10 protein-coding genes and 1 riboswitch are annotated in these 13,429 nt (G+C 63.7%); of the genes, 5 read left to right on the plus strand and 5 right to left on the minus strand.

Annotation, left to right across the window (positions count from 1 at the left end; genetic code table 11):
* Positions 1 to 114: 114 nt before the first annotated feature.
* On the plus strand, positions 115 to 1,848 hold the full coding sequence (locus VGO04_RS30675; RefSeq protein WP_327499763.1) for an ankyrin repeat domain-containing protein: 1,734 nt from the start codon (positions 115 to 117) through the stop codon (positions 1,846 to 1,848).
* 252 nt (positions 1,849 to 2,100) lie between these two features.
* Positions 2,101 to 3,603 carry a GGDEF domain-containing protein gene (locus tag VGO04_RS30680; RefSeq protein WP_327499764.1) on the plus strand — a complete coding sequence of 501 codons (1,503 nt, stop codon included), beginning with the start codon at positions 2,101 to 2,103 and terminating at the stop codon, positions 3,601 to 3,603.
* 27 nt (positions 3,604 to 3,630) lie between these two features.
* Here the strand turns inward: VGO04_RS30680 and VGO04_RS30685 are convergent, their stop codons facing one another.
* A complete protein-coding gene (locus tag VGO04_RS30685; protein ID WP_327499765.1) occupies positions 3,631 to 4,650 on the minus strand; it encodes a LacI family DNA-binding transcriptional regulator in 1,020 nt (339 codons plus the stop codon).
* Between the two features lie 102 nt (positions 4,651 to 4,752).
* On the opposite strand from VGO04_RS30685, the gene VGO04_RS30690 reads away from it, so the two are divergent.
* The 3 genes from VGO04_RS30690 to bluB all read left to right on the plus strand — a co-directional run bounded on the left by VGO04_RS30690 (position 4,753) and on the right by bluB (position 7,933).
* A complete protein-coding gene (locus VGO04_RS30690) occupies positions 4,753 to 5,946 on the plus strand; it encodes a phytanoyl-CoA dioxygenase family protein (RefSeq protein WP_327499766.1) in 1,194 nt (397 codons plus the stop codon).
* A gap of 90 nt (positions 5,947 to 6,036) precedes the next feature.
* On the plus strand, positions 6,037 to 6,849 hold the full coding sequence (locus VGO04_RS30695; RefSeq protein ID WP_327499767.1) for an SDR family oxidoreductase: 813 nt from the start codon (positions 6,037 to 6,039) through the stop codon (positions 6,847 to 6,849).
* A 135-nt stretch (positions 6,850 to 6,984) separates the two neighbouring features.
* Positions 6,985 to 7,193: riboswitch (cobalamin riboswitch) on the plus strand.
* 44 nt (positions 7,194 to 7,237) lie between these two features.
* Complete coding sequence (gene bluB, locus VGO04_RS30700) at positions 7,238 to 7,933, plus strand: 5,6-dimethylbenzimidazole synthase (protein ID WP_327499768.1); 696 nt, start codon at positions 7,238 to 7,240, stop codon at positions 7,931 to 7,933.
* 62 nt (positions 7,934 to 7,995) lie between these two features.
* Here bluB and VGO04_RS30705 read toward each other — a convergent pair whose 3' ends face one another.
* The 4 genes from VGO04_RS30705 to VGO04_RS30720 form a co-directional block, all read right to left on the minus strand.
* Positions 7,996 to 9,153 (minus strand): DUF2865 domain-containing protein, encoded by a 1,158-nt coding sequence (locus VGO04_RS30705; RefSeq protein WP_327499789.1) that lies wholly within the window; start codon positions 9,151 to 9,153, stop codon positions 7,996 to 7,998.
* 89 nt (positions 9,154 to 9,242) lie between these two features.
* Entirely contained in the window at positions 9,243 to 9,887 is a 645-nt protein-coding gene (locus VGO04_RS30710) for an acyl-homoserine-lactone synthase (protein WP_327499769.1), read from the minus strand.
* 142 nt (positions 9,888 to 10,029) lie between these two features.
* Positions 10,030 to 10,767, minus strand: coding sequence for a helix-turn-helix transcriptional regulator (locus tag VGO04_RS30715; RefSeq protein ID WP_327499770.1), 738 nt, complete (start codon positions 10,765 to 10,767; stop codon positions 10,030 to 10,032).
* Positions 10,768 to 11,049: 282 nt separating this feature from the next.
* Entirely contained in the window at positions 11,050 to 13,362 is a 2,313-nt protein-coding gene (locus VGO04_RS30720; RefSeq protein ID WP_327499771.1) for an NADP-dependent malic enzyme, read from the minus strand.
* Between the last annotated feature and the right edge of the window lie 67 nt (positions 13,363 to 13,429).

Here is a 13,429-nt window from a genome sequence, read left to right on the forward strand (position 1 = left end):
GGCGCATCCGATCCGCGGGAAGGGCAAGGCCCACCTGTCTCACTGAACTTGGTTGCCACACCTCTTTTCAGTCTGTGGGCGCGGATACCGGACGTGAATGAAAGGAGGTCTTTCATGATCACGCGCGATCTTTCCGCGAACATTACCCTCGATACGGTCCGCAAACAGGCCAAGGCTTTTCTGAAAGCCGTGAAGGCTGGCGATGCCAGTGCAAGGCAGCGGGCGCTTCCCTACTTCTCCGATCCTGCCGCGATGGGCCTTCAGGATGCCCAACTCGTGCTTTCCCGTGAACTCGGCTTTGCGAGCTGGACGCGGCTGAAGCGGCATTTCGAAAAGGTTGGGAGCCAAGCGCCGGCGACAGAGCAGCTCGCGAGCCGTTTTCTCTCGCTCGCAACCGTCTCCTATTTCGGCGACATAGCGGCCGATCCCGAGCGGTTTGCCCAGGCGCTCGCACTCCTTCAGGAACATCCTGAAATCGCAGCGGACAGCATCCACGTTGCCGCTGCACTTGGCGACGCGGAGGCGATCGACCGATGGCTCGATCAGGATCCGAAGCTCGCGCAGAAGCGGGCCGGGCCATACGATTGGGAGCCTTTGCTCTATGCGGCCTATGCCCGCGTTCCCGGCCGCTCGTCGCTGCCTGCCGGCGCGCGTCTGATCGCACGTGGCGCCGACCCGAACGCCTATTGGCTCGATGACGGCCAGTATCGTTTCACGGCGCTCACGGGGGTCTTCGGCGAGGGCGAGGCCGGACGCGAACGGCAGCCGCCGCATCCGGATGGCCTTGCCTTCGCGCGTCTTCTTCTCGATGCCGGTGCGACCGCCAACGACAGCCAAGCGCTCTACAACCGGATGTTCGAGCCGGACAATACCTGCCTCTCCCTGCTGCTCGACTATGGTCTCAACGCCAACGACCGCAACAACTGGCTGGTGCGCAACGATGGCGGGCTGGTCGAGAACGGCGAGCGCGTCTTCGACTATCAGCTGGCCTGGGCGTTGGAGAAGCGCATGGCCGAGCGCGTACGGCTGCTGGTCGAGCACGGGGCCGATGTGAACCGCGCCATCAAGGGCCGCACGCCGTATCAATGGGCGGAGCTTGGCGGTGACGCTGAACTCGCCCGTTACCTCGTGTCGCGCGGTGCAGCAGCAGCGCCACTCGAAGACGTGGATCAGCTGGCGAGGGCCATATCGGAAGGCCGGTCCGATGATGCGAGGGCGCTTGTCGATAGGGATGCGACATTGGTCGCGCGCGCGCAGTCCGCACACCCGGCGTTGCTGCACGAGGCGGCGGGTGACGACAGGCGAGCGGCTGCCGCACTGATGCTGGCCCTCGGCTTCGACGTCAACCGCATGACGTCACGCACACCGCTGCACGAGGCCGCACTGCACGGCAACCTCGAAATGGCGAAGCTGCTGCTCGAGCACGGCGCGAATTCAACGGCGCGTGACCCCTACCACCATGCGCCGCCGATCGGATGGGCCGAGTACAACGGCAGGATGGAGATGGTGGACTTCCTGAAGACGCAGACGCTGGACATCTTTGCTGCCGCGTCCTTCGGAGTGGTTGCGCGCGTTGGCGAAATCGTCGACCAGCAGCCGGAGCTTATCGAGATGCCGTTCGGCACGTTTCGTGCACGCGGTCGACCCGAGCCGCGTCATGATTGGATGACGCCGCTCGCCTTTGCGGTGATCAACGGCCAGGCCGAGGTCGTGCGGCTGCTTGTCGACAGGGGCGCGAACACGGCCCTGCGCGACGGCGCAGCCGGGCCCTCCATTCGCGATCTCGCGCGCGACAAGGGCGACGAGCAGATCCTCGGCTTGCTGCGCGCTATGGCCGTGCCGCAATAGCCGAGCGAAACGATGCCTGAAGGGGAGCGCCGGCTTACGCTTGGCGCTTCCTTTCTCAATGGCCTGCGACTGCTGATTGTCCGCATTTCAGTCGGTTGAAATCGTTAAGTATTTCAACACCAGCTTATTTAAGCCAAACTTCGATTTTGATCGCTAGGGTGCCGTCAGTATCGGTTGCCATGGTCGCGCCGAGCACTTCCAAAAAGTGCTAAAATGCGACGCGGTGGCCGGTGCGCACGAGGGGGGACTGGCGTGGTGGACAAGACGTTGCGGCTGGCGAAGCGGGACAAGACGGTATGGGCCATCCATGCGGCCTGCACCTTGGTCGCGGTCCTGATCATTGTAAGCCTTCTCTATGTCCTCGACCGCTCGGTAACGGAGGCCGATCGCTTCGGTCTTTCGGGTGAGCGTCGGTTGGTCACGAACGAATTGCGCCACCAGATGGACGCCGTCGTGCAATTTCAGGCGCAACTCTCCTTCTGGGACAAGACCTACCTGGAACTGGAAAGAGGACGCGTCAGCGACAGCTTCGTCGCGGACGAAATGTCCGGCTGGCTGTGGGAAGACTACGGCTTTTCCTGGCTGATCCTGACGGATGCCGAGCGCCACGCTTCGACGGCCTTGAAGGACGGCGTCGTGGTTTCGGCCGATGCGGCGCGTGTGCCGCTCGACGAAGTCGACGACCTGATTGACGAAGCCAAGCGCCGTTACGACAGTGCGCTCAGAAACATCAGCGGCTCCTATCGCCTCGACGTCGTGAAGCCCGATCCACAGTCGGTCATGCCGGCGGTTCCTGGCATTCACGCGGTGGATCTGCGCGAGATCGACGGACGCATGAGTGTGGCGGTCGTGCAGGCGGTGATCCCGGAGACCCTTATGGTGCCGGCGTCGCGTCGCGCGCCGGTCCTCATGGTTTCGGTGCGGCCGGTCACGCCCAAGATGACGCGCGAGATTGCGGCGCGGCTGGGCGTCCAGGGGCTCGCCTTCGTGCCTCTGACGGAGCTGCCGGAAGGCAGCGCCTACGCATCGGTTGGCCGCTGTTCCGACGCTTCCTGTCTCGTCGCCGCCTGGATGCCGAAATCACCCGGCGGATTCGTGCGCGCCGAGCTGCTGCCCAGCGTCATCATCATGGCGATCGTCGCGGCGCTGCTGATGGCGTTCGTCGCCTTCCGCTTTTCGACGCTCTTTGCCGCCCTGCAGCAGAGCGAGGCATTGAACCGGCACCTGGCCAAGCACGACCGATTGACGGGGCTGCTCAACCGCAGCGGTTTCGACGACATGCTGGCGGCGGCGCTGCTCAATGCGAAGACGCATCCGTTCACGCTTGTTTATGCCGACCTCGATGAATTCAAGGCGGTCAACGATCGCCATGGTCACGCCGCAGGCGACGCCGTTCTGGTCGCGCTCGCTGCACGGTTCCGCCACCGGGCGGGGACGAAAGGTACCGTTGCCCGGCTCGGGGGCGACGAGTTTGCGATCATTCTCGGTGATTGCAGCGAGAGCGAGGCCCGCGGTCTCACCGCCGGCCTGATCGCCGACGCGCAGACACCCATCGCCTTTGACGGACAGATGCTTGTCGTCGGCGGCAGCGCGGGAATCGCTTTTGCGCCGCGGCACGGACTGACGGCGCGCGAGTTGCTTCTGGCGGCAGACGAGGCGCTCTATCTCGCCAAACGGCGCGGCCGCAATCGCGTCGAAACGGCCGATGACATGGTGCGTCCGAGCGAAAAGAGCGGCGACCAATCCGCCGCCTGACGTCGCGCCGACGCTCTGCCGCCTAACCTATTCGGGCACGTTGTAGGGTGTGATGACAACGACTGGCGAAAGCTGGGAGCCGGTGGTTGCCGAGAGCGGCCGGCCATGCAGCATGATGGTGCGGAAGGCCGTGCGTGCGTCTGTCCTCAGATCGTGATGCAGCACGAAGTGGATGCGGCGCTTGCGCAGCAGAGCCAGATTGTCCTCGTCAAGATCGTGGGCAATGTACAGCGCGCAATGCCGGTCGAGGCGATCGAAAGCCGCCAGGACCGAACGATTGCCGCCACCGATAGAGTAGGCGGCGTTGATATCGAGGTTGGCTGCAAGTGCCGCATCGGCCAGTGCGCCGGTTTCGCGGTCGCGGCCATGCCCCTCGCTGATCTCCACGATCCGGATCGCCGGGTAGCGTTCGCGCAGCAGCCGGCGAAAGCCGATCTCCCGCTCTTCCTCACCGCGAAAGCGACCGCTCGAAAGGGTCACAAGCACCGTCGCCGACGTGCCTGAAAAGCGTTCGCCGATCAGGTAGGCGGCAGTTTCGCCCGCTGCGCGGTTGTCGGCGCCGGCATAGGCGGTTCGCGGTGAGTTGGGCAGATCGGTCACCAGCGTAACGACGGGAATGCCGCCCGCCTCGAAGCGGGCCACGGCAGCGACAATCTCCGGTACATCGGGGGCCTTCAATACGAGCCCGTCGGTTCCCCTGAGCCGGATACGGTCGAGCAGCTGGACGATGTCCTGCGGGCGCATCGTCTCGGCGAAGTGGAACCGGCAGCGAAACGTCGTCGGGACGAAGGTGAGGGCCTCGCTCTCGAAAGCCCGCCGCACCGCATCGGTAAATCGTTCCGGCGCTTCCATGACGATATCGATCGCGAATTTGCGGCCCTGAGCGTCGAGGCCTGCCTGCTGTTTTTCCAGTTCCTCGATTGCCGCGCGCACGCGCTGAACGGTCTGCCGCCGTACACCCGGGCGCTCATTCAGAACGCGGTCGACGGTCGCGGTGCTGAGCCCAGCCTGAAAGGCGATATCCTTGACCAGAAACGGATGGGCCAACGGCCGCCTCCCTGATGGTTTTTTGATGGGTTTCTGCCCTATATCATGAATTGGCGCCGCCTATAGTCGTTTCCATCGGATGCTTTGGAGGAGGACACGCGGATGAAGACGGACAACGGCGCGCGGCAACGGATCGAGCGGGTGTGGCTTACGGAGGAGGCTTGCGACATCGAGGCTTTCAGAGCCGAGGTCGAACGTCAGACGAGGCTTGCCGACTACCCCCACGCCGTCGGTTGCGAGAAAAACGTCCTGATCTACGACAGCGGCGATCTGATCGCCGCTTCTGGCGATGCCGAGGGAAGACGTGCGGTTCTTGCGGAAATCTGTGAAGCGCTCGCGACAGGTCCTGGCGTCGCCGTCTTCAAGCGGGCCTTTCCCGACACGCACGTTATCGATGCCGCGAGCCACGTCTTTGACGGGATCATCGAAGAACAGCATCGCAGCAACACTGGCGGTGGCGACCACTTTGCCAAGCCCGGCGCCAACGACCGCATCTGGAATTCGCTGGAGAAGCACTGCCTGAAGGCACCGGAGAATTTCGCCGCCTATTACGCCAACGCCATCATTGCGCTGGTCAGCGAGGCGTGGCTTGGGCCGAACTACCAGATGACGGCGCAGGTCAATCGGGTCAATCCGGGCGGTGCGGCCCAATCGGCGCATCGGGACTACCATCTCGGCTTCCAGACCTCCGCCGTGATCGAGCAATATCCCGCGCACGTGCACAGGCTGTCGCCGGTCCTGACCCTCCAGGGAGCCGTCGCCCATTGCGACATGCCGCTTGAAAGCGGGCCGACGCTGTTCCTGCCCTACAGCCAGACCTATGTGCCTGGTTACCTGGCGCTCAAGCGGCCTGAGTTCCGCGCCTATTTCGACGAGCATCACATCCAGCTTCCGCTTGAGAAGGGTGATGTCGTCTTCTTCAATCCGGCGCTTTTCCATGCGGCGGGCAACAACCGCTCGACGGATATTCGCCGGGTCGCCAACCTCCTCCAGGTCTCGTCGGCCTTTGGCCGGGCGATGGAGACCGTGGACCGCCTAACGATGAGCGCGACGCTCTACCCGGCCTTGAAGACGCTTCTGGCGGAGGGCAAGTTGACGGAGACGGAAGCCGACAACGCCATCGCGTCCTGCGCCGAAGGCTATTCCTTCCCGACCAATCTCGATCGCGATCCGCCGATCGGCGGGCTCGCGCCGAAGACGCAGGCGCAGCTGATGCGCGAGGCGCTGGCCGCAGGAACCGGCAAAGCCGAATTTCGCGCAGCGCTTGACGAGCAGGCCCGCCGCAAACTGAGCTGACGGCTTTGTCTCATATCTGACCGGCTCCGGGCACATGGTGCCCGGAGCCCATGCTGTTTTACCTGTTCCATTCTCAAAGGGAGGACTTCGATGAGCGGACAATTGGATGGCAAGATCGCGATCGTGACCGGCGGTACGCAAGGGCTGGGTGCGACGATTGCCGGACTTTTCGCCGAACGCGGTGCGGCCGGCATCGTCATCTGCGGGCGCAACGCCGCCAAGGGGCGCGCCAAGGCGGAGCAGATCGGCAGCGCCAGCGGCGCGAAGGTGGTTTATGTCGAGGCCGATCTCGAAAAAGTGGAGGACGCCCGCAAGGTCGTTGCCGCCTGCGACGCCGAGTTCGGCCGTGTCGATGCGCTGGTGAACGCCGCTGCAATCACCGACCGCGGCACGATCCTCGACACCACACCCGAGCTTTTTGACCGGATGTTTGCGATCAATGTCAGGGCGCCGTTCTTCCTGATGCAGGAAGCGGTGAAGGTGATGCGGCGCGAAAAGACCGAAGGCACCATCGTCAACATCGGCTCGATGTCGGCGATGGCCGGTCAACCGTTTATCGCCGCCTATTGTTCGTCGAAAGGGGCCCTCGAAACGCTGACCAAGAACACGGCTTACGCCCTGCTTCGCAACCGCATTCGCGTCAACGGACTGAACATCGGCTGGATGGCATCGGAAGGCGAAGACCGGATCCAGCGGGAGTTTCACGGCGCTGCCGCCGACTGGCTGGAAAAGGCTGCCGCCAGCCAGCCGTTTGGCCGGCTCGTCGATCCGGCGGAAGTGGCACGCGCCTGCGCCTATCTGTCGTCGGCCGAATCGGGGCTGATGACCGGATCGGTCATCTGCTTCGACCAGTCGATCTGGGGTGCTTATGATGGCTCGCCGCACCCCGCCGCGCCAATGTGACAGGGATTGAGGATCGGATCGACGGTGGGCCGCAAACGTGGGCCATGTCGATCCTCCGGTGCAGTATGCGGATGGATAACCGCCGCACGGTCCTTTTTCCGCCTGATGCGGCGCTTGTCTTTCCGCAGGCGCCGTGTCCTTATGACACCGTCAGGTGCCCGCGTCGGCGGGAGAATCGGGAATCCGGTGACACTCCGGAACGTGCCCAACGCTGTGACGGGGACGGCTGTTTCGATAGCCTTGAATAATCTCAAGGCTTTGCCACTGGATCTTCAACCGATCCGGGAAGGTGAGGCGGCCGGTTGAACCGGAGTCAGAAGACCGGCCTGGCAAGATAGACCCACCCCGCGCGGACGGCGGGAGGTTTCGCATTGTTGGGGATCGAACGATGCTGACCGAACCGAAGGGCGGCCTTGCGGCTGCCGGTGCCTTTTCGCTTCAAGAGCGGGAGGCAGTCTACCGTGCCATCGAAACGCGCCGTGACGTGCGCGACGAGTTCCTCTGCGACCCCTTGCCCGACGATCTCGTCAAGCGCTTGCTTGGTGCGGCCCACAGCGCGCCGTCGGTCGGCTTCATGCAGCCCTGGAACTTCGTGCTGGTGCGAGCGCCAGAGACGCGTTCGCGCGTCTGGCAGGCATTCCAGCGCGCCAACGACGAGGCGGCATTGATGTTTGCGGGCGAGCAGCAAGCGAAGTACCGCTCCTTGAAACTGGAAGGCATTCGCAAGGCGCCGCTCAGCATCTGCGTGACCTGCGACCGCACCCGTGGCGGCGCGGTCGTGCTCGGGCGCACGCACAATCCGCAGATGGACGTCTATTCGACGGTCTGCGCCGTGCAGAACCTCTGGCTCGCCGCGCGCGCCGAAGGCGTGGGGGTCGGCTGGGTCAGCATCTTTCATGAGGCCGAGATCAAGGCCGTTCTTGGCATTCCCGACCACATCGAGATCGTTGCCTGGCTGTGTCTCGGCTATGTCGACCGGCTCTATCAGCAGCCGGAACTGGCCGTGAAGGGATGGCGCCAACGCCTGCCGCTCGAAGACCTGGTGTTCGACGAGGGGTGGGGCAGAAACAGGCAGGACCCGTGAAAGGCCAATGCCTTTGCGTAGCTCAGGGTTCGAAGCCGTGGGACGCTTCCGCGGGCGTTGCTTCAGTTGCTCTGCGTCGGCTGATAGGCCGGCCCTTTCGGGTGCTTGAGGTCGATCGATGTTTCCTGCTGTGGCAGGAAGGTCGGGCCGACGACGCGAACCTTGCTCTTTGCCGGATCGTAGGGGCGTTCTTCGGCGGGCACCTTTGCAGCCTCGGTTTCTGCTGCCGGCTTCTTGGTCTCGATCACCACGATCGACGACTGATCGCTGCCCTTCATCGTGCCGCTTGGCTTCGGGTCGGTCGCGGCGGTCTGCGGTATCTGGCAGCCGCATGTGCCGGGCTTGTTGACGCCGCGGGTGCGGTAGGCGAAGGCGTTCGGCATTTCCGTATAGGCACGGCCGGTTGCAGCCGAGACCATCTGGTCGCTCTCTTCCGTGTTGATATCGTGGAAATAGAGTTCCGTCTCGGCGCCCGGACAGCGCGCACGGCAAGCCTGTTCGTCGCGCGGGAAGTCGGCCGGTGTCGCGTCCGAGGAAATCGGGAAGAAGGCGCCATCGCAGGTGCGCACGCACATGGTGCGAAGCGTGCCGCTGTAGTAGCCGTTGCTTGACCCATACTCATCGTCGTCATGTCGAAGAGCCGGGCCATAGGCGTCATCCGCGGGCAGGTCGGCTATGATGTTGCGGTGGGTTTCGGGCTCTTCCGGCTCGACGCTTGCGAACTCTTCGCGGTCGCCATAGCACCCGTTGATCTCGAGCGCGGCCAGGATCCGGCGGCGGGAGTCTTCGCTGTCACCGGCGACAATCTGCTCGCGTTCAGACTTGAGGATCCGCAGATTGCCTTCCATTTCGGCAATCAGGCTGTTGATTTCACTGCAGTTTTCAGCGTCATCACCGTCATAGACAACGGCGCTGCCGCCGCCGGCATTGCAGCCGGCGCGGCGTCGGTCGTTCTTGGCGCGGCGCAGTTCGATGTTCTGCCGCGAGATTGCGCTTGCATAGTCGCGGGCGTCGGCGTTGGTGGCGACGAAATCCGGCAGTTGCGCAAGCCGCGTGTTCAGCCGGTCACAGACGGGCGATGCCAGGGCCGGAGCGGTACCGATCAGGGCAAGAGGCACGAGGGCCGCAGCGACGTATTTCAAGCGCGCGAACACGGGTGAAGGTTTCTTCCTGTTGCCAGGTTGGCGCCAACCTCTGTCGCGGGTGGCTGCCAGCGGCATGTCCTGTTTCGCCTCCATCATAAAGCTTGTCGGTGATCGTGCAACGACAAGCCGCGGTTTGCGTTAACGGGCTTGAATGACAGTGGCGATCAAGCGGCGCGGGCCGTTTCCAGGGACATCGGACGATCGAGCACGGTGCCTTCGATGGCCGCGACGGCCTTCATCCGTTCGAGCAGGTCGCGGGTGACTTCCCAGGCGACGGCAACTGCAAAGACCGAGCCGATGCGATGCGGTTCGGCGATGCGCTCGCCGGGGCATCCCATGCGCCGGAACATGCGTTCCAGGAAGACGTCGGTGACCGTGACGATATGGCTGATGCCCGAGGCCAGTCCCAGTTCGCCGACACCGCACATCAATTCGGCGGCCGCGACCGTCACCTGGTTCGAGGCGCGGTCCTGCGAGATGTCGGGCTCGATGCAGAAGCGGCTCGATTCCCAGACGGAGGCGCTGCGGATTTCCGGATTGTCGCCGAGCAGGATCGGGAAGGTGTCGTCCAGCATGTTGGGACCAAGCGTCGGCAGCAATCTCAGCGAGCCGCGCAGGCGGCCGGTATCGGGGGCGTAGGACAGCACGTAGAGCGGGTTGGACTGGTCGTAGTTGTCGATTTCCCACTCGCCGTCGGTCTGCACGTCCCATTTCAGGAAATCGTGAAAGACGCGCTTGCGCAGCCGGAACATGTCGTCGACGGCCTGAGGGTGCTGTGCGCGGGTCTTTCCGTTCAGGATCCTGATCATCGTTTTACTCCATCCTTGTTTGGGGATGGGCGGATGCTGTCAGGCTCCAGACGGTCACGTAACTGTCGGTAGTGACAGTTCAAAAGCGATTAAATTGCCAGTAAATTTCGAGGGGTTTTGAGGGAGGGTCGGCGCAGCTATGTCAGACGGTCGGGATCAGCGCGTGGCGCACAGCCTGTGCAACGGCCTGCGTGTTGGAGACGACGTTGAGCTTACGCCTTGTATTGGTCATGAAAAAGCGGACGGTTCGCTCGGATATGCCGAGGATCGTGGCGATTTCCCAATAGCTCTTGCCGGCGGCGGCCCAGGTCAGGACTTCCGTTTCGCGACTGGTCAGCCGCATGTCGCGCACCGAGAGGGCTCCGGCCATCGCCCCGTGTTCGAGCATGGCGGCATGAAAGAGGTTGGCCGCCAGCTGGAAGTCGCGCAGGTGATGGCGACGATAGGTCGACCACTCGTCGGCCGGCATGTTGACGTTGATGGCCAAGAGCGCCATGCGGCCGGCGGGCGACGGCAGCGGCAGGGCCACGCCCTCCGTGGAGAGGCCGATCTCCTGGGCTGCCTCGAACAAGGGCTCGCATTCCGGGAACCGATGCCGCGCCATCGTCCATTCCACCGGGCGCACGCCGCCAAGGGCGAGTTTCAGGATAGGGTCGATCCGATGCAGGGCGCGTGCGCGATAGATTTCGGCGGCGTAGGCGCCGAACGTGTGATGCAGCCGACAGACCTTGAGTTCGTCGGCGTAGGGCTCGGCCTCGAGGTAGAGAAGGTGGGCGATACGGAAGGTGCGGCGCATCAGGGTAAAGAAATGAGCGGGCTCGACACAGCCCCCGCATTCCAGGATTTCCAGCATGTCGAGGACAGCTTGCTGCTCAGTCATGCCACAACACCGAATCTCGTCCGAGGTTCCAGCATGGTTAGAGGTTCACCTTTTGTCCAGCGCAAACTTTCCAGATTGGTGTGTAATACCAATTCTGCAAGTCTTGATTGTGTCTGCGGGCCGATAACACACGGGAGGGCGGCCGAGGGGTGGGAAAAATGATCTTCAGACCGCAAAACGTCGCGCCCGGGGCAGGCGCGACGACGTTTGGATATGGCTCCACCGGCGCCGGTGCGGCGCCCGACTGCAGCGAAGACCGATGGCGATCTCCGTGCGTCCATCTCAGCCCGGATGGCTGGCTTCGACCACTGCGAGTGCCGCCATGTTGACGACGCCGCGCGAGGTGACCGACGGCGAGAGAATATGGGCCGGGAGCGCCGAGCCGAGCAGGATCGGGCCGACATGCAGGCTGTCGGTCATGGTCTTGACGACGCCAAGCGTGATGTTGGCCGCATCGAGATTGGGGAAGACCAGAAGGTTGGCTTCGCCCGACAGGCTGCTGTCCGGCATGACCCGGTGACGCAGCGCTTCGGAGATCGCCGAATCGCCATGCATTTCGCCGTCGACTTCGAGCTCGGGGGCGAGCTCCCGCACGAGCTGGAGCGCCTTGCGCATCTTCGTCGCGCTCTCCGATTCGCGCGAACCGAAGTTGGAGTGCGATACGAGAGCGGCGCGGGGCGTGATGCCGAAGCGGCGGATTTCCTGTGCCGCCATCACCGTCGTCTGGGCGATCTCTTCCGCGCTCGGGCAGTAGCTCACATAGGTGTCGGTGAAGAAGGTGGCGCCGCGCTGGGAGATCAGCAGGCTGAGTGCGGAGAAGTCGAGCACGCCTTCGCGCTTGCCGATGATCTGCGACACGTCGCGCATATGCCTGGAATAGCGGCCTTCAACGCCGCAGATCAGCGCATCGGCTTCGCCACGCTTGACGGCAAGCGCACCGATGACGGTCGTGTTGGTGCGCACGATGGTGCGGGCAGCTTCCGGGATGACGCCGAGGCGGCCGACGAGCGCGAAATAGTCCTCGACATAGTCGCGATAGCGCGGGTCGCCTTCCGGATTGACGACTTCGAAATCGACGTCCGGACGAATGCGCAGGCCATAACGGCGAAGGCGAGTCTCGATGATCTGCGGACGGCCGATCAGGATCGGTCGCGCGGTGCCGTCTTCCAGAAGCACCTGGGCTGCGCGCAGCACGCGCTCGTCTTCGCCTTCTGCAAAGATCACGCGGTTCTTCTGGGCGTTCTTTGCGGCCGCAAACACTGGCTTCATGATGAAGCCCGAGCGGAAGACGAAGCGGTTCAGCTTGTCGAGATAGGCGTCGTAGTCCTGGATCGGACGGGTGGCGACACCGCTTTCCTCGGCCGCTTTGGCAACCGCCGGCGCGATGCGGAGGATCAGGCGCTGATCGAACGGCGAGGGGATCAGATAATCAGGGCCGAAGACCGGGGTCTCGCCGGAATAGGCGCGGGCGGCAACGTCGGACGGCTCCTCGCGGGCGAGGCCCGCGATGGCGCGCACGGCCGCCATCTTCATCTCTTCGTTGATCGTGCTTGCGCCGCAGTCGAGCGCGCCGCGGAAGATGTGCGGGAAGCAGAGAACGTTGTTGACCTGGTTCGGGAAGTCCGAGCGACCGGTGCAGATCATCGCGTCTGGGCGGGCGGCGCGGGCTTCTTCCGGCATGATTTCCGGCGTCGGGTTGGCAAGCGCCATGATCAGCGGCTTTTCGGCCATCTGCGCCAGCAGTTCGGGCTTCAGGACGCCGGCCGCCGACAGGCCGAGGAAGACGTCGGCGCCGCCGATGCTGTCGGCAAGAACGCGGTTGTCGCTCTCCTGCGCATAGATGGACTTCCACTCGTCCATCAGCACTTCGCGGCCCTTGTAGACGAGACCCTCGAGGTCGTGGACCCAGATGTTTTCGCGCTTGGCGCCAAGCGTGACGAGCAGGTTGAGGCAGGCAAGGGCGGCGGCACCTGCACCTGACGTGACGATCTTTGCCTTGGCGATATCCTTGCCGGCGAGCTCGAGCCCGTTGAGGATGGCGGCGGCAACGATGATCGCGGTTCCGTGCTGGTCGTCATGGAAGACCGGGATCTGCATTTTCTCGCGCAGGCGACGCTCGACCTCGAAACATTCGGGCGCCTTGATGTCCTCGAGATTGATGCCGCCGAAGGTCGGCTCCAGCGCCGAGATCACGTCGACCATGCGTTCGATGCTGGAGGCGTCGATCTCGATGTCGAAGACGTCGATACCGGCAAACTTCTTGAAGAGGACGGCCTTGCCTTCCATGACCGGCTTGGACGCCAGCGGGCCGATGTTGCCGAGGCCAAGCACGGCCGTGCCGTTGGAGATGACCGCGACCAGGTTGGCGCGCGCGGTAAAATCGGCCGCCTGCTCCGGATTGTCACGGATTGCGATGCACGGTGCTGCAACGCCTGGCGAATAGGCGAGCGCCAGGTCACGCTGGTTGCCGAGCGGCTTGGTGGGCTGGATTTCGAGCTTCCCCGGGCGCGGGTAACGGTGGAAGAAAAGGGCCTGCTGGTCGATGTCGCCGCTTGCCGGACCTGTTTGGGATTTCGTCTTGTCGCCCGTGTTCATGCTCTCACATTCCTCATTCGTGGTCGTGCCTTTTGGCATGAATTGCGAGCGAGGTACAGTTTTTGCG

The organism is Ensifer sp. (genome assembly GCF_035999185.1).
Classification (GTDB): domain Bacteria; phylum Pseudomonadota; class Alphaproteobacteria; order Rhizobiales; family Rhizobiaceae; genus Ensifer.

Bases quoted from the DNA above. Each gene is read 5' to 3' on its own strand.
- VGO04_RS30675 (WP_327499763.1), top strand. From the start codon at position 115: ATGATCACGCGCGATCTTTCCGCGAACATTACCCTCGATACGGTCCGC.
- VGO04_RS30690 (WP_327499766.1), top strand. From the start codon at position 4,753: ATGAAGACGGACAACGGCGCGCGGCAACGGATCGAGCGGGTGTGGCTT.
- VGO04_RS30695 (WP_327499767.1), top strand. From the start codon at position 6,037: ATGAGCGGACAATTGGATGGCAAGATCGCGATCGTGACCGGCGGTACG.
- bluB (WP_327499768.1), top strand. From the start codon at position 7,238: ATGCTGACCGAACCGAAGGGCGGCCTTGCGGCTGCCGGTGCCTTTTCG.
- VGO04_RS30705 (WP_327499789.1), bottom strand. From the start codon at position 9,153: ATGCCGCTGGCAGCCACCCGCGACAGAGGTTGGCGCCAACCTGGCAAC.
- VGO04_RS30710 (WP_327499769.1), bottom strand. From the start codon at position 9,887: ATGATCAGGATCCTGAACGGAAAGACCCGCGCACAGCACCCTCAGGCC.
- VGO04_RS30715 (WP_327499770.1), bottom strand. From the start codon at position 10,767: ATGACTGAGCAGCAAGCTGTCCTCGACATGCTGGAAATCCTGGAATGC.
- VGO04_RS30720 (WP_327499771.1), bottom strand. From the start codon at position 13,362: ATGAACACGGGCGACAAGACGAAATCCCAAACAGGTCCGGCAAGCGGC.